The organism is Streptomyces sp. RLA012, assembly GCF_056270325.1.
In genome coordinates, this window is sequence record NZ_JBWDPA010000002.1 from 802,275 (window position 1) to 818,681 (window position 16,407).

Here is a 16,407-nt window from a genome sequence, read left to right on the forward strand (position 1 = left end):
AGTGACCCTGGCCGACCGTGGTCCGCGGTGAGCCGACCGGCACATCGCCCCGGGTCAACGGCGAAGGCCGAGCTGGGCCTTGACGCACTTTCCGACCGGCACGCGCCCGACGGTCACCTCCGTCGCGAGCGCGTGGACGATCTCCAGACCGTGCCGTCCCACCCGTCCGGGATCCTGCGGGTAGTTCCGGGGCAGGGTGGCGCTGCTGTCGTAGACGGTGACGGTGACGGATGTGTCGGTTCCCTCCAGTTCGAGAATGTACGGTCCGTGGCTGTGCCGGTCCGCGTTGGTGACCAGCTCGCTCACGACCAGAAGGAGGTCGCCGGCGGCCCGTTCGTCGATCTCGGCACACCACTCCGACCTGAGCTGTTCGAGGAACAGATGGGCGAAGAAGCGTGCCTCGGCGATGCACCCCGGCTCGCCGGTGTAGTGCGCCGCCCGCCGAAGCGGTTCCACGGGCACGTCGAAGCCAGTAGGTATCACCGCTCCGTCCAAGCGCTCGGTCATATGGGTCTCTCTCGAATGCCGGTACGTCCGGACAGTGCGCGTCCGGATGCTGCTGCACCGGTGCTGATACCCCGTGAAGCCCTCCGCAGTCACCCCGATCTCCCCTCGCCCCGGTGGCTTCGGCACACGATCCCCACACGGGACCGGTGTCATCCCGACACGGCCGGGCAGGGCCACCAGTCGAGGTGCCCGACCGGTCACCGAATCTCCGGTGCGAGCGAGGGGTGCGGACGGATGGATGGACAGAGCCCCGGAGCAGGGAACGAGGTACCTCCCGGGGAACAGGACGGCGGACCTCCCGAGGCATGGGACGACGGACCACCCGGGACACGCGACGACGAACTGCCCGGAACACGGGCGGACCGACCGCCCAGGGCACGGGACGACGTCCTGCTCCAGGCGGCCGACCGGCTCGCGGCCGCGGCGGAGATCCTGCTCGCCGTGTCGGCTCGTACGGCGGTCACGGTCGACAGCCGGCTGTCGCCGCCGCCGCTGCGTGCCCTGACCCTGGTCGGCGCGGATCCCGGGCTGACCCTCGCGGCGCTCGCCGACCGGGCGCAGATCAGCCGCTCCCGGGCGAGCCGCGTGTGCGACACGCTTGAGGGAGCCGGACTGCTGGTCCGTTCGCCCCGCGCCGAGGACCGCAGGGGCGTCGGCCTGAGCCTGACGCGCCACGGCCACTCCGCCCTCGACCGGGTGCGGGAGCGGCGCACCGCCTGGATCAAGGGCGCACTGCTTCGCATGCCGGATGCCGACCGGCACGGTCTGCCGGCCGCGCTGCGGTCGCTCGGGCCGTCCCTGGCCCACGGGGACCCGGAGCACGACGGGTGAGGGCCCGCGGCACCCGACCACCGCGCCCGACCCACTCTCAGACCGCATCGGCCTGCGACGCTTCCTCCACCGTGCGGAACACCCGCAGGACGTCCGAGACACCGGTGATACTCAGGACCCGGTCGAGGAACGGTGAGAGCGCGGCAAGTCTCAGCCGCGGGCCGAGTACGCCGTGGGCGCGCAGGATGACGTTGATCGTGGTCGAGTCCGCGAAGGTCACCGCGGCCAGATCGAGGACCACCGGAGCCGGCGAGACCCGGGCCGCCGCGGCGAGGGCCTCGTCGAGCTCGCTCGCGTTGTCGAGATCCACCTCGCCGCGGACCGTGATCACGGTCGAGCGACCGGTTTCGCGCGTGGACAGCGACATGGCCGCCTGACCTGGACTCCGGCCTGAATGCACAGCGATCCTTCGGAATGTGGTGGATACCTCGCACACGAACCGCACGACAGCCGCACGCCCGACCACCGCACGAGAAAGCCATCACGACCGTGACCTCTGTGAACGACGTCGACAGAGCCCTGCGCGGGGCCCCTCCGCACGCGCTGCTCGAAACCCTGCGCCCTCTCCTGGCGGACGTCTGGGGGGCGATCGGCGCCGACCTGCTCCTGGCGGACTACGGACTGACCGTGCTCCAGCCGATCGCGACACCCGGCGACCCCGCGCATGCCGTCTCCCTGCACAACAGCCCCGAGGGCCGGGCGTTCGGCAGCCAGGAGCCGCGCGAGGAGCACCCCCGACACAAGGAGCACGTACGTCTTCATCTACCGGTCACCGCCCGGGGTGAGCGCCTCGGCGTCCTCACCGTCCTGCTGCCCCCGGGGAATGTGGCCCCCGAAGCGGCCGACGAGCTGGTGCAGGTCGCCGATCTGCTGGGCCACGCGATCGTCGTGGCCGAGCGGGACACCGACGTCTACCGGCAGGCACGGCGGATCGGCCGTCTGACCCTGGCCGCCGAAATGCAGTGGGAGCTGCTCCCGGGACGCTCCTGCTCACGCGAGGAGTTCGCCGTCGGCGCGCAGCTGGAGCCCGCTTACGCGGTCCGCGGGGACAATTTCGACTGGTCCTCGGACGCGCACCGGCTCACTTTGTCGATCATCAACGGGATGGGGGACGGCATCCACGCGTCCCTGCTGACGCATCTGACCGTCGGTGCCCTGCGCAACGCCCGCCGCGCCGGTCTCCCGGTCGCCGATCAGGCCAGGCTCGCCGACCAGGCTCTCTACGCGCAACACCACGGCGACCAGCACGTGTCCGCGCTGCTGCTCTCCTTCGACCTCGCCACGGGCAGCGTGCTCGCCGTGGACGCGGGTTCGCCCCGGCTGTGGCGCAGACGGGGCACGGCCGTGGAACGGATCGAACTGGAGGCGCAGCTGCCGCTCGGCATGTTCAAGGAGTCCGACTACGTGGCGCAGGAGTTCACCGCCCTGCCCGGCGACCGCCTCCTGGTGGTGAGCGACGGTGTCTACGACGCCCTGTCCCCGCTCGGAGAGGTCTTCGGGGAGCGGGCGCTGGCCCGTGCCGTGGCGGCCACCGCCCTGCTGCCGGCGGCCGACGTACCGCGAGCCGTCCTGGACGAGCTGGCCCGCTATCGCGTCACCGAGACCCTGGACGACGCCCTGATCGTCTGCCTCGACTGGTCCGGCAGACAGTCCGGCTGACGCCACGGCACGGTTCGCGGGCCGTCTCAGTACTCGGGGGGAGTCGCAGCCGAACCCTCCGGAGGCGTCGCGGCCGACCCCGGAGCACTGGCGGACGGAGGAGGCACGACTGTCGCGGCGGTGGTCGTCGCGGGCACGGTGGTCCTTTCGGCGGTCGGGTAGTTCGGCAACGCGCTCGACCTCGTCGGCACCGTCGTCCGCGGCTCGGTGGACCGAGGCCTCGATCCCGATGGCGACAAGGCGGACGACGCCTCGGGCCGGGTCGACGACGGGGGAGCCGAAGCCGATGAAGAGCGGGGCGACGTGGAGCGCGCCGACGACGAGGCGGACGACGTCGGATAGGGGGAAGGCGATTCCGAAGACGGTGACTTCGAAGACGGTGACTTCGAAGACGGTGACTCCGAATACGGCGACTCGCCGGACGGCGACTGAGAGGAGGGCGGCTGAGAAGCGGGCGACTCGCCCGACGGCTCCCTGGACGACGACTTCGGAGAAGACGACTCACCCGACGGCGACTTCGAAGAAGGCGACTGACCCGACGGCTCCCTCGACGACGACTTCGAAGAAGGCGACTCACGCGACGGCTCCCTCGACGACGACTTCGGAGAAGACGACTCACCCGACGGCGACTTCGAAGAAGGCGACTGACCCGACGGCTCCCTCGACGACAGCTTCGGAGAAGACGACTTCGGAGAAGAGGAGCCCGGTGTCGCAGAGCCCGGCGTCCGGGAGCCCGGTGTCGGCGAGTTCGGTGTCGGCGAGTTCGGCGTCGGCGAGTTCGGCGTCCGGGAGCCCGGTGTCGGGGACAGGGTGCTCGCCGAGGGGGACGGCCGCTGCGCCGGAGGGTGCGTCTTCTTGTCGCGACGACCTCCGCTGTCGCCCCTGTGGCGGGCGATCCATTCGCCGCGGTGGGGGTCGTAGATGACGAAGGTGTTGATGGGCTTGGGGGCGGCCGACACGACGACGACGTTCTGCGGCCGGTACGAGGGCCAGCCGTCGCCCGTCCGCTTCGGCACGGACTTCTGCGCGACCGGCGGGACCAGCGGGTTTCCGCACGCGCAGCGCACCCGCGGCACCCCGTTCTCGTCGACGAGCACGGCGGTGCCCGTCTGCAGGACCGCCTGGTAGGCAGTGGGAGCCCCGTTGCGGTAGCCGTGGTTGGTGACCCGGGTGTCCATGCGCAGTTGTACGGGTGTGAGCGCCCGCAGATAGGCGGGGACGGCGGCGGGCCTGATGCCCTGTACCTCGGCGAAGGCCTTGTTCCTGGCCGGATCCGCCTGGAGTACCTTGATCTGCTTCTCCACATCGCAACTGGCCCTGTTGCGGGTGCCGCCGTAGAGACCCGGCGCGGAACCCTCCACGCCGCGCGTCACGTTCGCGGACGCCGACGCATTCGCCGCGGGTGTCTCCGGTGCGGTGGAGCCGGCTCTCGCCGTGGACTCCGTGAAGGGGTAGGGGCCCGCGCTCGCCGCGGACTGCAGGAACACCTCGCTGCCGGTCGAAGACGTGCCGTTGGGGCGGGTGAGAACGAGTCCGAGCACCACCCCGGCTATCGCGACCCCGGATATCAGCGCCATCCGCTGCGCCGACCTCCACCAGGGGCGGCCCGGGCCGTCGCCGGAGTCGCCCGTGCCGCCGGGCCCCGAGGGTCCCCCCGCTCCGCCGCCACCGCCTCCTTCACCGGGCCCGTCGCCCGGCGGCGCCGCGGGCGGATGGACACTCGGCTGGGTCCGATCGCGCCCTGCGCCACTCGGAGAGGACGAACCCGCCAGAGGCCCCGAAGGCGGTCCGGTGGGGCGGTCGGAGGACGGCTGTTCGACGCTCACGAGTTCTTCTTCCGAGCGTAGGGATCCTGCGGCACTTCACCTGCTTTGCGCCGCTTTTTACCGCATCCAGCCCATTGTGTGCTCTGGTGCTGTGCCTCTCGCAAGCCGACGCGGTCGGCCCTCCCGACGCGCGGCGGGGCCACGCGCTGCTTAGCGTGGCAGAGTGAGCCCGCAGACATCGTCCGCCCAGGCCATTGCCCCGCGAGCCGGGCGAACGGCCGCACGTCACGGCTGGGGCCAGGCCCTCGTCGCGGTACTGACCGGGCTTGTCGTCATGCTCGTGGTCGCCGCCCTCGGGTTGTGGGGCGCGGGTGGCACGGACCTGCCGGACAACGCCTTCCCGCGGGTCGTCGCGGCCTCCGTGGTGACCGCGGTCGGCGGCACCATCGAGTTCGCGGGCGACGCCGGAGTGATCGCCGACACCCAGGCGGGGCTGACCGTGATTCCGCTGTCCGTCACGCTCGCCGGGGCGCTGGTGATCGCCGCCGGGTTCTTGCGGCCACTGCGGCACCGGGCCGTCGCGGGCGCCCCCGAGTTGGCCGGGTGGGCGGCCAGAATGGCGGTTCTGTGGCTGCTGGGCCTCCTGGGGCTGGCGCTCTGCTCCCGCCAGAACTTCACGGTCTCCCTCGGGACCGGAACGATCGGTGACATCGGGGACCTGCTCGGCGTCGCGCCGAAGGTGGGTTTCAGGACCGATGTGCCGGCGACGCTGGCCGTCGGGGTGCTGTGGCTCGCTGGGGTGCTCGTCCTCGCCCTGCTGGTGTCGCGCGGGGCCCCGCTGCCGGCCCGGCTGCTGCGCTTCCAGGAGTCGGTGCGTCCGGCCGCGTACGCCATGGTGGTGCTGCTGCTCGCGTACGTCGCCGCGGGCGTGGTCGTCGGGCTGGTGGTGGCCGCGACGCGCGGTCACGTCCCCGAGACCTTCGCGGTGATCTTCCTGGGGCTCCCCAACCTCGTCTGGCTCGCCTTCACGCTCGGGCTGGGCGCCACCTGGACCGGCAAGGTGTCCGGGCCCTTCGGGCTGCCCATGCCGCACGTCCTCGACGAGGCGCTGCGCGCCCAGGACGTCTCCACGCTCAATCTGCGCACGCTCGCCGAGTACGACGCCAAGGTGTGGTGGCTGCTGGTCGTCGACGCCCTGCTGGTCCTGGGCGCCGCGTTCCTGATGGCGGCCCGCTCACCGGCCCGGACGCGGGCCTGGCAGCACGCCGTGCGGATGGCGGTCGCACTGACGCTCACCGTGCTCATGGTCTGTCTGGTCGGCACGATCTCGGCGCACTACGGGCTGTCGCTCCTCGGCATCGGTGATGTGGGAGGCGGTCTGAAGGGGGAGTTGTTCCTCAGGCCCGAGCTCTGGACCGCGCTCGGCCTCGCCGTCGTGTGGGGCCTGGTCACGGGGCCCCTCGGCGGACTGCTCGCCGAAAGCGTCCACCGGAGGGGGGAGATCGGGCAGGACACGGCCGGCTGGCGCGGCATGCGCACACATCAGGGGCCCGACGCCGTACGTCCGGCGTCGAGCCGCACGTCGTCCGTCAGTGATCGTCGAGTTCGTCCGTCGTCCGCGGCACCAGGCGGGTCGGTTCACGGTCGTCGGGTTCGCGGGCGACGCCGGGGGGTTCCGGGGCCCCCGCGACCGCGTACGTGATCAGCCGCGTTCCGTCGCAGTACACCCAGTGCTCGTGCTCGGCGTCGTACAGCCAGAGGGACTCGCCGTCGACGACCACCCCGATCCGCTGACCGTGGGTGAGCCCGCGGAAGGACGCCCCGTCGATCCGCCCCGCCGCGAGGTCCTCGGCCGCGCTCCGGTAGCGGGTGAGCGCTTCCTCGGTGCGGGCGAGAAGCGGGCGCGGGTCGGCCGTCCGGGTGGGGGAGCGGCCCGCGACGGGCGGCTCCTGCGGCACGGCGACCAGCAACCGCCCGTCGACCCAGGCCGACCAGCCGTTGGCGCAGACGATCCGGCCCCAGTCGCCCAGCCGCTCGACGACCTGGACCGGGAGCAGCGCGTCGAGCGGCACGGTGGGCCGGGACGCGTCCGGGGCCTCCCAGGCGGGCAGGCCCTCCGGCGGCACGACATGCGTCGGGCGGAAGTCGTCCCTCGTCACCGGGTCGGGGTCGGGAGTCGTCATCGCGCCTACTTCCGCATGACCGCGGGTTCGTGCCGCCGCAGCAGCGCGGCCACCGCGTACCCGAAGACGGCCGAGAGCACGACCAGCATGCCCAGATCGAGCAGCCACACGCCGGTCGAGTGCCGGAACAGCGGGTCCGCAGTCAGGTCCCCGGGAACGATCCGGGCCAGGCCGATGGTCCCCGCCATCGCGCCCAGGGCCCAGCGCGAGGGGACGAGCCAGGACAGCTGGTCGATGCCGGGCACCCCGTTCAGTTTCAACAGGGCGCCGCAGAAGACCACTTGGACGATGGCGAGCAGTACCAGCAGGGGCATGGTGACCTCTTCCTTGCGCACCAGGGCGGAGACGAGGAGGCCGAGCATCATCGCGGTGAAGGAGAGCAGGGCGACGGCCAGCGTGATCTCGACGAGCGGCGGCAGGAGGACCCCTTTGCCGCGGGGCGCGTTGAGGTCGACGCCGTACAGCGCGACGAGGGTCAGGACGACGGCCTGGAGCACGGTGACGCTGCCGAGGACCACGACCTTCGACATCAGGTACGCCGACCGGGACAGGCCGACCGCCCGCTCGCGCTGGTAGACGACACGCTCCTTGACCAGCTCGCGCACGGCGTTGGCCGCGCCCGTGAGGACTCCGCCGACGGACAGGATGAGCAGCGCGTTCATCGCCGTCTCCTGGGTGAGTCGGCCACCGGCCAGTGCGCGGGCCATCGCGCCCATCACGCAGGGCAGCGCGATCATGATCGCGAGGAAGGTCCGGTCCGCGCCGAGCACGGCGGCGTAGCGTCGCACCAGGGTCCCGAGTTGGGAACACCAGCTCTGGGCCTTGGGCGGAGGTCCGGCGAGGACGGCCGGGTCGGCGCGCGGCAGCCAGGTCCGCGCGGCGGGGGCACCGATGTACTGGCTGTGCAGGAGCGAGTCCCGGTACTCCTGCGCCCAGTCCCGGTCCTGGTCCCGCTCGAAGGCCTCGAACGCCTCGGGCCAGTGCCGGTGGCCGAAGAAGGGCAGGGTCTCCTCGGGCGGTCCGTAGTAGGCGACCCTGCCGCCGGGGGCGAGCACGAGGAGCCGGTCGCAGACGTCGAGGCTGAGCACGCTGTGGGTGACCACGACGACCGTGTGACCGTCGTCGGCGAGGCCGCGCAGCATGTGCATCACGGAGCGGTCCATGCCGGGGTCGAGGCCCGAGGTGGGCTCGTCGAGGAACAGCAGCGACGGCTTGGTCAGCAGTTCCATGGCCACGCTGACCCGCTTGCGCTGACCGCCCGAGAGGCTGTGGATGGGCTGGTCGGCGCGCTGTTCCAGCCCCAGTTCCTGGATCACCTCGTCGACCCGCGCACGGCGCTCCGCCTTCGCGGTGTCCTGCGGGAAGCGCAGCTCGGCGGCGTACAAGAGGGCGCGACGGACCGTCAGCTGGATGTGCAGGATGTCGTCCTGCGGTACCAGGCCGATGCGCTGGCGCAGCTCGGCGTAGCCGCGGTAGAGGTCGCGGCCGTCGTACAGGACCGCGCCGCGGTCGGCGGGGCACTGTCCGGTCAGGGCGTTGAGAAGTGTGGACTTTCCGGCGCCGCTGGGGCCGACCACGGCCAGCAGACATTTCTCGCCGACGGGAAAGGACACCTGGTCGAGGAGGGTTCTGCGGCCGTGGTCGATGGCGACGGTCAGATCTCGGACATCGAGGGAGACCTCGCCGGTGTCCACGTACTCCTGCAACCGGTCGTCGACGAGGCAGAACACGGCGTGGCCGATGCCGATGACGTCACCGGGCGTGACCGGGGCGCGTGCCACGGGCTGCCCGTTGCGAAATGTGCCGTTGTGGCTGCCCAGGTCGACGATCTCGTACGTCCCGTCCTGGTGGACCAGCAGCTCGGCGTGCCGACGGGAGACGAGGAGGTCGTCGACGACCAGGTCGTTGTCGCCGCCGCGGCCGATGCTGACGGTGCGGGTGGGCAGCGGCCACACGGCGGTCGGCTGCCGGAAGGTGCCGGTGGTCGAGGGCAGTGAGCCCGCCGACGGACGCTCGGGGGGCATGTCGACGAGGACCGCCCGGGCTCCGTCGGCGGGGTTGCCGAAGTGGATCACGCTGCCCGGCCCGACGTCCCCTTCGTGGATGCGGTGACCGTCGGCGTACGTGCCGTTCGTGCTGTTCTCGTCCTCAAGTGTCCAGTGGTCGGACCTGGGGCGCAGCACCGCGTGGTGCCATGAGACCCGGACGTCGTCGATGACGATCTCGCTCAGCGGGTCACGCCCGACGTGGTAGTCGCGGCTCGGACTCAGCACCGTGGAGCCCGCCTCGGTTTCGAGCACGAGTTCGGGTGCAGTCGGCGCGACCGGCCGCTCTCCCATGCCGAGAATTCTAGCTATCCGCCCATATCCGCGCCTGATCGTTCACTTATGGGAGGGCTTGCCCCAGTTCCGCGAGCCGGGTCGGGCGGGCAGCGCGTCCGCGATCGCCCGGCGCTGTTCGGGGGCCAATCGGGCGAGGAGCGGCACCAGACGGCGGGTGCGGTCGTCGTGGCGGGAGCGACCGATCCGCAGGCCGGCCTCGGTGATGTGGACGAGGACGGCGCGTCCGTCGCTCGGGTCGGGGCGGCGTTCGACCAGTCCGTCCCGTTCGAGCCGGGTGATCAGCTGGGTGACGCCGGGCCGGCTGATCTGCCCGGTCCGGGTCAGGTCGCTCAGCCGCATCGGGCCGTCGCGGAACGCGAGGGTGTCCAGCACCGACAGCGTGGTGAACGGCAGCTGCTCCAGCACGGGGAGCCGGGATGCAGAAGCGGTTGAAGTGCTCGATCTTACGTAAGCTGCTTATGCAGCCGATTCCCCGGCGAGATCACGGCCGAGCCCGGCGCGATCCGGATCGGGGACCGCATCGTCGAGGCCCTGACCGAGCACGCCCCGGCCGCCCTGCCGTGGGGGGATCTGGGCGTGGACGTGGTCATCGAGTCCACCGGCGTCTTCACCGACACGGCCAGGGCCCGCGCGCACATCGACCGTCTCCAACGCCTCGTGCACCACCAACTGCCTCGGCGTCCCGGCCAAGGTGCTGCACGACGCGGTCGGCATCGACTCCGGGACGATGACCACCGTCCACGCCTACACCCAGGACCAGAACCTCCAGGACGCGCCGCACGAGGATCTGCGGCGTGCCCGCGCGGCGGCCCTCAACGTCGTGCCCACCTCCAGCGGAGCCGCGCGGGCGATCGGTCTGGTCCTGCCCGAACTCCGGGGCCGGCTCGACGCGTTCGCCCTGCGGGTGCCCGTACCCACCGGCTCGGTTACCGGCCTGACCGTCACCACCAGCCGTCGTACGACCGTCGAAGAGGTCAAGGAGGCGTACGCCGAGGCCGCTGCCGGACCGTAGAAGGGTCTGCTGTCCTACACCGAGGCCCCGCGCCCCCCTCGTGAGCGGCGACATCGTGGGCGACCCCGCCTCCTGCGTCTTCGACGCCGAACTGGCCCGTGTGACCGGCCCGCAGGTCAAGGTCGTCGGCCGGTACGACAACGAGTGGGGCTACTCCAACCGCCTGATCGACCTGGCACTCCTGATCGGCGAGACTCTGTAGCGGGGCGGCGGTCAGGCCGCGGAGCTGCCGAGCGCGGCGGCGGTCCGCTGCATGCGCAGCGCGTCCACGGATTCGGCGAGCAGTTCGTACTCGGTGGTGTCGTCGCTGGTGGCGATGCGGACGAGCTTTCCCGCGGCCAACTCCTCGGCGATCAGTTCCTGTTGGATGGCGTCACCGCACCAGGCGCGTAGCATGCTCGGTACGTCCGGGACGGTGTCCGACACCGGCGCGATCGAGTTCGGCGGGAAGGTGGGGTCGTCGGGTTGCGGATCGAGCCGCGATGCCATCCACGAGGCGCGGTCCCGCATCCACCACAGGGCCAGCGCCAGGGTGGGCGCGCGATACGTCCCCAGCGGGACGCCGATGCGTCTACCTCCGCATATTCCGTATGCGGTTACATGGCACAGGAATTCGTCGTGCACGATCGCTCCCCCATTGCAACGCTCTCCGCCGGCCCTGCCTCGCTTTCCCTGCGGCTCATTCACTGCGTGCGGCTCGTTCGTGGTGCACGGTGGTGCTGTGCGCGCCCTGCCTGATCGTTGTGCGCGCGGGCATGGCTGAATCGCCCTGTCAATCGAGTATCGCCACTCCTGACGCTCTGTCACCACGCCATTCCAGCCAGTCTCCTGGCATATTCACGGTTCGCTTTGGCCGAAACGCGACCCGATGTCCTTACTCCTGAGGTAATCGACGCCGTCGTGCGCCTCCGGGCATGGTTGCGGTACCGGATCCCAGCGGGGCGACACACCGCGGAATCCGTTCTCCGACCAGCGGATACCCCACTTTTCAACGGAGGTTGATCAACCATGTCCGAGGCCGACGACCGTTACCGGACCGCCGTCGCACGCTATTTCGAGGCCTGGAACGCAGGTGACCGGGAAGCGCTCATCAAGGCCGTCGCCGTCGCCTGGAACGCGGACGGCAGTTATACCGACCCGCTGGCCGAGGTCCGCGGGCACGACGGGATCGTGGCCGTGATCACCGCGGCGCACGAGCAGTTCCCGGGTTTCTCCTTCCGGCTCGCGGGGGCGGTCGACGGGCACCACGACATCGCCCGCTTCGGCTGGGAACTGGTCAACGAGGCGGACGGCACGGCACCCGTCGCCGGATTCGACGTGATCACCCTGGACGGCGAGGACCGGATCCAAAGTGTGCACGGATTCCTGGACCGCGTACCGGCCTAGGCGCGACGCGTTTCTCCGCTTCCGGTGGCCTCTCGGAGAGAACACCCACCGGAAGCGGAGGATCGCATGAGCACCGTCGGCAAAGACAGCACAGAAAGCAAGGAAAGCAAGGAAAGCAAGGAAAGCAGGGACGGAGGGGACAGCAGGGACAGCGCGGAAAGCGGGGAGTAAAGGGAGCGCTGGGCGAGCAAGCTCGACCAGCGGTTCAGCGCGGTGCTGCGCAAGAGCCCCGAGAAGGGCGGCTGGACCTATGTCGTGTGGCCGGAGCCCGTCGCCTTCTTCGGAACCCGAGGGCTCGTCAAGGTCAGCGGAACGATCGACGGGCACCCCTTCCGCAGTTCCTTCATGGCCCTGGGCGACGGCACACACAAACTGCCGGTGAAGGCCGAGGTGCGCAAGGCGATCGGGAAGGGGGCGGGGGACACCGTGACGGTTCTTCTGGAGGAGCGTCTCAGCTCGTGAGCGCCGCCCGCGCGGCGTCCCGGTAGCGCCGCGGAGCGATGCCGGTCGTCCGCTTGAAGGCATTGCTGAACGCGCTCTCGGAGGTGTATCCGACCTTCTGCGCGAGGTCCGAGACGGATGTTTCGCCGTCCCGCAGGGCGCGCCGGGCGAGGCTCATGCGCCAGTCCAGCAGATAGGTCAGGGGCGGGACGCCGGCCACGGTCCGGAAGCGCTCGGCGAAGGTGGTCCGGGACATGGCCGCCGCCCTGGCGAGTTCCCCGAGCTGCCAGGGGCGGGCCGGGTCGGCGTGCATGAGCCGCAGCGCCGGGGCGATGCGCTCGTCGGCGAGGGCCCGCAGCCGTCCGGCCGGGAGGGCGTCGGCGTCCGCGAGGTAGGCGCGCAGGACCTGGACGAACATGAGCTGGGCGAGCTGATCGGCCGCGAAGTCGGCTCCGGCCCGCTCGGTGGTCAGTTCGTGCACGAGCTGGTCGAGCAGCCAGCGCAGCACGGGCGCCTCCTCCGCCCCGGCACGGACGTGCAGCAGCGGCGGCAGGGCGTGCAGGATGAGCTCCTCGCCCGCCCGGCCCAGTTCGATGTGGCCGCCGATGAAGGCGACCTCCTCTCCCCCGCCGTAATGGATCATGGAGCCCGGCGTGTCCGCGAAGAGCCTCGTCGCGTCCGCCGGCTCCACCGCCGGATCGCTCGCGACCACGAACCCCCGGCTGCCGTCGAACACGGCCGCATCGCCCGGCTCCAGCCGTACGGCCTCCGCCGCGCCCTCCAGGGCCACGTACATGCCGCCCTTCACCACCACGGTGATCTTGAGCATCTCCGGCCGGGGGAAGCGCAGCGCCCAGTCGCCGCCGGCGGTGAAGCCGCCGGAGACGACACACCGGGAGTCCATGAGACCGAGGGTGTCGGAGAGGGGATCAGCAGGCATATCCGTACTATCGCGCAAGTAAGCCGGACTCTCAAGTATTCATCGTACGGATGGGCGGTCCTACGGTGGTCTGCAAGGCACACATGAGGAGATCCGAGCCATGACCACCGAGCAACAGCAGCAGACCCTCCACTCCGGCTTCGACGCCGCGTCCACCGCCGAGGACGTCATCAAGGGCACCGATCTGACCGGCAAGGTCGCCGTCGTCACCGGAGGCTATTCCGGTATCGGCCTGGAGACCGCCCGCGTCCTGCGGGCCGCGGGCGCCGAGGTCGTCGTACCGGTACGCGACATCGAAAGGGCGCGGGAGGCGCTCAAGGGGATCGACGGCGTCGAGATCGAGACCATGGATCTGCTGGATCCCGCCTCGATCGACGCCTTCGCCGAGCGTTTCCTCGCCTCCGGCCGGCCGCTGCACATCCTCGTCAACAGCGCGGGCGTCATGGCGACCCCGCTGACGCGCGACGCCCGGGGCTACGAGGTGCAGTTCGCCACGAACCACCTCGGCCACTTCCAGCTGGTCGCACGTCTGTGGCCGGCGCTGCGCCGGGCGCACGGGGCCCGGGTCGTCTCGGTGTCCTCCTGGGGGCACCGGTTCTCGCCCGTCCTCTTCGACGACCCGCACTTCGAGCAGCACGCATACGACCGCTGGGTCGCCTACGGACAGTCGAAGACGGCGAACATCCTCTTCGCGCTCGGGCTCGACCAGCGGGGGAAGGCGGACGGGATCCGGGCCTTCACCCTCCACCCCGGGAGCATCGTGGACACCGGCCTGAAGAAGTACCTCGCCGAGGAGGACCTGAAGGCCGCAGGTGTGCTCGACGCGGACGGCAGGCCGATCCTCGACCCGGAGCGGCAGCTGAAGACGGTGGAGCAGGGGGCGGCCACCAGCGTGTGGTGCGCGACCAGCCCCCTGCTGGAGGGGCGCGGCGGCGTCTACTGCGAGAACAGCGACATCGCGCCCCTGTTGTCCGAGGAGGAGGCGCGCGAGTGGAGCCTCACGAACAGGACGCAGAAGCCAGGCGTACTGCCCTACGCCGTCGACCCGGCGTCGGCCGATCGCCTCTGGGAGCTCAGCGAGCGGCTCACCGCCTGATCGGCGAGGCCTCCCGGCGGCTCCCCGGCCCGTGCGGCCGTCCGGCCGCACGGCCGCACAGTCTGGTCCGCGGGCCTTCCCGCCCCTTTCGTCCGATCATCGAGCCCTACGGCTTGATGATCGCGTCGATCCGGGCCAGCTCCTCCGGGTCGAAGTCCAGGGCGCGGATGGCCGTGACGCTGTCCTCCAGCTGCTGGGGGCTGCTCGCGCCGATGAGGGCGGAGGTCACCCGGCCGCCGCGCAGCACCCAGGCGAGCGCCAGCTGCGCCAGCGACTGCCCCCGGGACTTGGCGATCTCGTCGAGGGCACGCAACTGCCGTACGAGATCCTCGGTGACGGTGTCGGCGCTCAGGAAGGGGCTGTCGCTCGCGGCCCGCGAACCCTCCGGGATGCCGTCCAGATAGCGGCTGGTGAGCAGGCCCTGCTCCAGCGGGGAGTAGGCGATGGAACCGACCCGCAGCTCGTCCAGCGTGTCCAGGAGCCCTTCCTCGGGGCGGCGGTCGAGCATCGAGTAGCGCGGCTGGTGGATCAGCAGCGGGGTGCCCAGCTCGGCCAGGATGCGGGCGGCCTCGCGGGTCTGCTCCGGCGAGTAGTTGGAGACGCCGACGTACAGCGCCTTGCCCTGCTGGACCGCCGAGTGCAGGGCGCCCATCGTCTCTTCGAGGGGAGTCTCCGGGTCGGGGCGGTGCGAGTAGAAGATGTCGACGTAGTCCAGACCCATCCGGGCCAGGCTCTGGTCGAGCGAGGACAGCAGGTACTTGCGCGAGCCCCATTCGCCGTAGGGGCCCGGCCACATCAGGTATCCGGCCTTGGTGGAGATCACCAGCTCGTCGCGGTAGGGCCCGAAGTCCGCCTTCAGGGCCTCGCCGAGGGCCGACTCGGCGGCGCCGGGCGGCGGGCCGTAGTTGTTGGCCAGGTCGAAGTGGGTGACGCCCAGGTCGAAGGCGCGGCGCAGGATCGCGCGCTGCGTGTCCACCGGCCGGTCGGGGCCGAAGTTGTGCCACAGGCCGAGCGACAGCGCGGGCAGCTGCAGGCCGCTGCGTCCGGTGCGCCGGTAGGGCATGTCCGCGTAACGGTCGGTGTGTGCGGTGTACAACGCGTACTCCTGGGAGGCCGGGAAAACAGGTCTCCACTCTCGCGCGCACCCCGGGCAGCGGTCCAACGGGAGAATCGGATGGGATTGAGCGACGGCACTTCTCAATCGGCTCCCCATCGGGGATTACTCTTGGCCCCCATGGAACTGCGCCATCTACAGCATTTCGTCGCCGTCGCCGAGGACCAGCACTTCACCCGGGCGGCGGAGCGGCTGATGGTGTCGCAGTCGGGCCTGTCGTCCTCGATCCGCGCACTGGAGCGGGAGCTCCAGGCCCCGCTGTTCGTCCGCACCACCCGTCGGGTCACGCTCACGGAGGCCGGCCGGGCCCTGCTCGGCGAGGCGGAGCGGATCCTGGCCCAGGTGCGCTCGGCGCACGACGCGGTGGCCGCCGTGCAGGGCGTGCTGCGCGGCACCTTCTCCCTCGGGACCGAACAGTGCATCGCCGGAGTGCATGTGGCCAAGCTCCTCGCGGCGTTCCGGCGGCGCCATCCCGATGTGGAGATCGGGCTGCGGCAGGCGGGTTCCGAAGCGCTGGCCGAAGAGGTCGCCGCGGGCCGTCTCGACCTGGCCTTCGCCGTGCGGACGCGGCCGGACACCGATCAGCTGCGCTCGGTCCCGCTGACCAGCGAGCCGATGACCGTGCTCTGCCATCCGACGCACCATCTGGCGACGGCCGCGGTGGTGACGCCCGAGGAGCTGGGCGGCGAGGCCTTCGTGGACTTCCCTCCCGACTGGGGACCGCGCCGTACCACCGACGCGGCCTTCGCGGCGGCGGGCGTGCACCGGACCGTGACGCTGGAGGTCAGTGATGTGCACAGCCTCCTGGAGCTCGTCAACGAGGGGCTCGGCATCGCCGTCGTGCCCCGGCATTTCGGCCTCAAGCGCGAGGCCGGCGATCTCACCGCGCTCCCCCTCAAGGGCACTTCCGAAGCGGTGTACGAGACCGTCGCGATGCTGCCGCCGCCAGGGGCCACCAGTCCCGCGGCACGGGCACTGATGGTGCTCCTCGACACCTCCGACGCCTCGGATGCCTCCGAACCCGTCGAACCCGTCGAACCCGTCGAACCCGTCGAACCCGAACCCGCCGAACCCCTTCGAAGAGGGGGCCTGACACCACCCCCGGAGGGGCTCCAGCACTCCTGACCCGC

The 16,407-nt window shown here is 71.0% G+C and carries 18 protein-coding genes and 1 pseudogene; 10 read left to right on the forward strand and 9 right to left on the reverse strand.

Annotated features, from left to right (window positions below; translation table 11 throughout):
- Positions 1-54: 54 nt before the first annotated feature.
- The gene (locus RV986_RS04145; RefSeq protein ID WP_475916071.1) at positions 55-507 is read right to left on the reverse strand and encodes an ATP-binding protein; all 453 of its coding nucleotides are present in this window, start codon (positions 505-507) and stop codon (positions 55-57) included.
- A 234-nt stretch (positions 508-741) separates the two neighbouring features.
- Between RV986_RS04145 and RV986_RS04150 the strand changes: the two genes are divergently transcribed.
- Positions 742-1,338 (forward strand): MarR family winged helix-turn-helix transcriptional regulator, encoded by a 597-nt coding sequence (locus RV986_RS04150; RefSeq protein ID WP_475916072.1) that lies wholly within the window; start codon positions 742-744, stop codon positions 1,336-1,338.
- Positions 1,339-1,375: 37 nt separating this feature from the next.
- Here RV986_RS04150 and RV986_RS04155 read toward each other — a convergent pair whose 3' ends face one another.
- Complete coding sequence (locus RV986_RS04155; RefSeq protein ID WP_475916073.1) at positions 1,376-1,705, reverse strand: STAS domain-containing protein; 330 nt, start codon at positions 1,703-1,705, stop codon at positions 1,376-1,378.
- 122 nt (positions 1,706-1,827) lie between these two features.
- Here RV986_RS04155 and RV986_RS04160 point away from each other — a divergent pair, with 122 nt between their 5' ends.
- Together RV986_RS04160 and RV986_RS04165 are read left to right on the forward strand one after the other, a co-directional pair.
- The gene (locus tag RV986_RS04160; RefSeq protein WP_475916074.1) at positions 1,828-2,997 is read left to right on the forward strand and encodes a PP2C family protein-serine/threonine phosphatase; all 1,170 of its coding nucleotides are present in this window, start codon (positions 1,828-1,830) and stop codon (positions 2,995-2,997) included.
- A gap of 207 nt (positions 2,998-3,204) precedes the next feature.
- Positions 3,205-3,339, forward strand: coding sequence for a hypothetical protein (locus RV986_RS04165; RefSeq protein WP_475924724.1), 135 nt, complete (start codon positions 3,205-3,207; stop codon positions 3,337-3,339).
- Positions 3,340-3,515: 176 nt separating this feature from the next.
- On the opposite strand, the pseudogene RV986_RS04170 reads toward RV986_RS04165, so the two are convergent.
- Positions 3,516-4,823, reverse strand: a pseudogene (locus RV986_RS04170) (DUF6777 domain-containing protein); the annotation flags it as partial.
- 163 nt (positions 4,824-4,986) lie between these two features.
- Between RV986_RS04170 and RV986_RS04175 the strand changes: the two are divergent.
- The gene (locus RV986_RS04175) at positions 4,987-6,465 is read left to right on the forward strand and encodes a streptophobe family protein (RefSeq protein WP_475916075.1); all 1,479 of its coding nucleotides are present in this window, start codon (positions 4,987-4,989) and stop codon (positions 6,463-6,465) included.
- Here the strand turns inward: RV986_RS04175 and RV986_RS04180 are convergent.
- The 3 genes from RV986_RS04180 to RV986_RS04190 are packed head-to-tail and all read right to left on the reverse strand — an operon-like array spanning position 6,353 to position 9,693.
- Positions 6,353-6,946, reverse strand: coding sequence for a hypothetical protein (locus RV986_RS04180; protein ID WP_475916076.1), 594 nt, complete (start codon positions 6,944-6,946; stop codon positions 6,353-6,355). The genes RV986_RS04175 and RV986_RS04180 overlap by 113 nt on opposite strands.
- A gap of 5 nt (positions 6,947-6,951) precedes the next feature.
- Complete coding sequence (locus RV986_RS04185; RefSeq protein WP_475916077.1) at positions 6,952-9,285, reverse strand: FHA domain-containing protein; 2,334 nt, start codon at positions 9,283-9,285, stop codon at positions 6,952-6,954.
- A 42-nt stretch (positions 9,286-9,327) separates the two neighbouring features.
- Complete coding sequence (locus RV986_RS04190) at positions 9,328-9,693, reverse strand: MarR family winged helix-turn-helix transcriptional regulator (protein ID WP_475916078.1); 366 nt, start codon at positions 9,691-9,693, stop codon at positions 9,328-9,330.
- A gap of 286 nt (positions 9,694-9,979) precedes the next feature.
- Between RV986_RS04190 and RV986_RS04195 the strand changes: the two genes are divergently transcribed.
- Both RV986_RS04195 and RV986_RS04200 read left to right on the forward strand, forming a co-directional pair.
- Complete coding sequence (locus RV986_RS04195) at positions 9,980-10,300, forward strand: hypothetical protein (protein WP_475916079.1); 321 nt, start codon at positions 9,980-9,982, stop codon at positions 10,298-10,300.
- Between the two features lie 40 nt (positions 10,301-10,340).
- Positions 10,341-10,502 carry a hypothetical protein gene (locus tag RV986_RS04200; protein ID WP_475916080.1) on the forward strand — a complete coding sequence of 54 codons (162 nt, stop codon included), beginning with the start codon at positions 10,341-10,343 and terminating at the stop codon, positions 10,500-10,502.
- An 11-nt stretch (positions 10,503-10,513) separates the two neighbouring features.
- Here RV986_RS04200 and RV986_RS04205 read toward each other — a convergent pair whose 3' ends face one another.
- Positions 10,514-10,924, reverse strand: coding sequence for a hypothetical protein (locus RV986_RS04205; RefSeq protein ID WP_475916081.1), 411 nt, complete (start codon positions 10,922-10,924; stop codon positions 10,514-10,516).
- Between the two features lie 384 nt (positions 10,925-11,308).
- Between RV986_RS04205 and RV986_RS04210 the strand changes: the two genes are divergently transcribed.
- Positions 11,309-11,686 carry a nuclear transport factor 2 family protein gene (locus tag RV986_RS04210; protein ID WP_475916082.1) on the forward strand — a complete coding sequence of 126 codons (378 nt, stop codon included), beginning with the start codon at positions 11,309-11,311 and terminating at the stop codon, positions 11,684-11,686.
- 213 nt (positions 11,687-11,899) lie between these two features.
- Entirely contained in the window at positions 11,900-12,148 is a 249-nt protein-coding gene (locus RV986_RS04215) for a DUF1905 domain-containing protein (protein ID WP_475916083.1), read from the forward strand.
- Here RV986_RS04215 and RV986_RS04220 read toward each other — a convergent pair.
- On the reverse strand, positions 12,138-13,067 hold the full coding sequence (locus RV986_RS04220) for an AraC family transcriptional regulator (RefSeq protein WP_475916084.1): 930 nt from the start codon (positions 13,065-13,067) through the stop codon (positions 12,138-12,140). The genes RV986_RS04215 and RV986_RS04220 overlap by 11 nt on opposite strands.
- A 100-nt stretch (positions 13,068-13,167) precedes the next feature.
- Here RV986_RS04220 and RV986_RS04225 point away from each other — a divergent pair, with 100 nt between their 5' ends.
- Entirely contained in the window at positions 13,168-14,163 is a 996-nt protein-coding gene (locus RV986_RS04225) for an oxidoreductase (protein WP_475916085.1), read from the forward strand.
- Between the two features lie 106 nt (positions 14,164-14,269).
- Here the strand turns inward: RV986_RS04225 and mgrA are convergent, their stop codons facing one another.
- Complete coding sequence (mgrA, locus tag RV986_RS04230; protein ID WP_475916086.1) at positions 14,270-15,259, reverse strand: L-glyceraldehyde 3-phosphate reductase; 990 nt, start codon at positions 15,257-15,259, stop codon at positions 14,270-14,272.
- Between the two features lie 138 nt (positions 15,260-15,397).
- On the opposite strand from mgrA, the gene RV986_RS04235 reads away from it, so the two are divergent.
- A complete protein-coding gene (locus RV986_RS04235; RefSeq protein ID WP_475916087.1) occupies positions 15,398-16,402 on the forward strand; it encodes a LysR family transcriptional regulator in 1,005 nt (334 codons plus the stop codon).
- Positions 16,403-16,407 lie beyond the last annotated feature (5 nt).

Excerpts from the sequence above, each read along its gene's own strand:
- RV986_RS04145 (WP_475916071.1), bottom strand. The coding sequence starts at position 507 with ATGACCGAGCGCTTGGACGGAGCGGTGATACCTACTGGCTTCGACGTG.
- RV986_RS04150 (WP_475916072.1), top strand. The coding sequence starts at position 742 with ATGGATGGACAGAGCCCCGGAGCAGGGAACGAGGTACCTCCCGGGGAA.
- RV986_RS04155 (WP_475916073.1), bottom strand. The coding sequence starts at position 1,705 with ATGTCGCTGTCCACGCGCGAAACCGGTCGCTCGACCGTGATCACGGTC.
- RV986_RS04180 (WP_475916076.1), bottom strand. The coding sequence starts at position 6,946 with ATGACGACTCCCGACCCCGACCCGGTGACGAGGGACGACTTCCGCCCG.
- RV986_RS04185 (WP_475916077.1), bottom strand. The coding sequence starts at position 9,285 with ATGGGAGAGCGGCCGGTCGCGCCGACTGCACCCGAACTCGTGCTCGAA.
- RV986_RS04210 (WP_475916082.1), top strand. The coding sequence starts at position 11,309 with ATGTCCGAGGCCGACGACCGTTACCGGACCGCCGTCGCACGCTATTTC.
- RV986_RS04220 (WP_475916084.1), bottom strand. The coding sequence starts at position 13,067 with ATGCCTGCTGATCCCCTCTCCGACACCCTCGGTCTCATGGACTCCCGG.
- RV986_RS04225 (WP_475916085.1), top strand. The coding sequence starts at position 13,168 with ATGACCACCGAGCAACAGCAGCAGACCCTCCACTCCGGCTTCGACGCC.
- RV986_RS04235 (WP_475916087.1), top strand. The coding sequence starts at position 15,398 with ATGGAACTGCGCCATCTACAGCATTTCGTCGCCGTCGCCGAGGACCAG.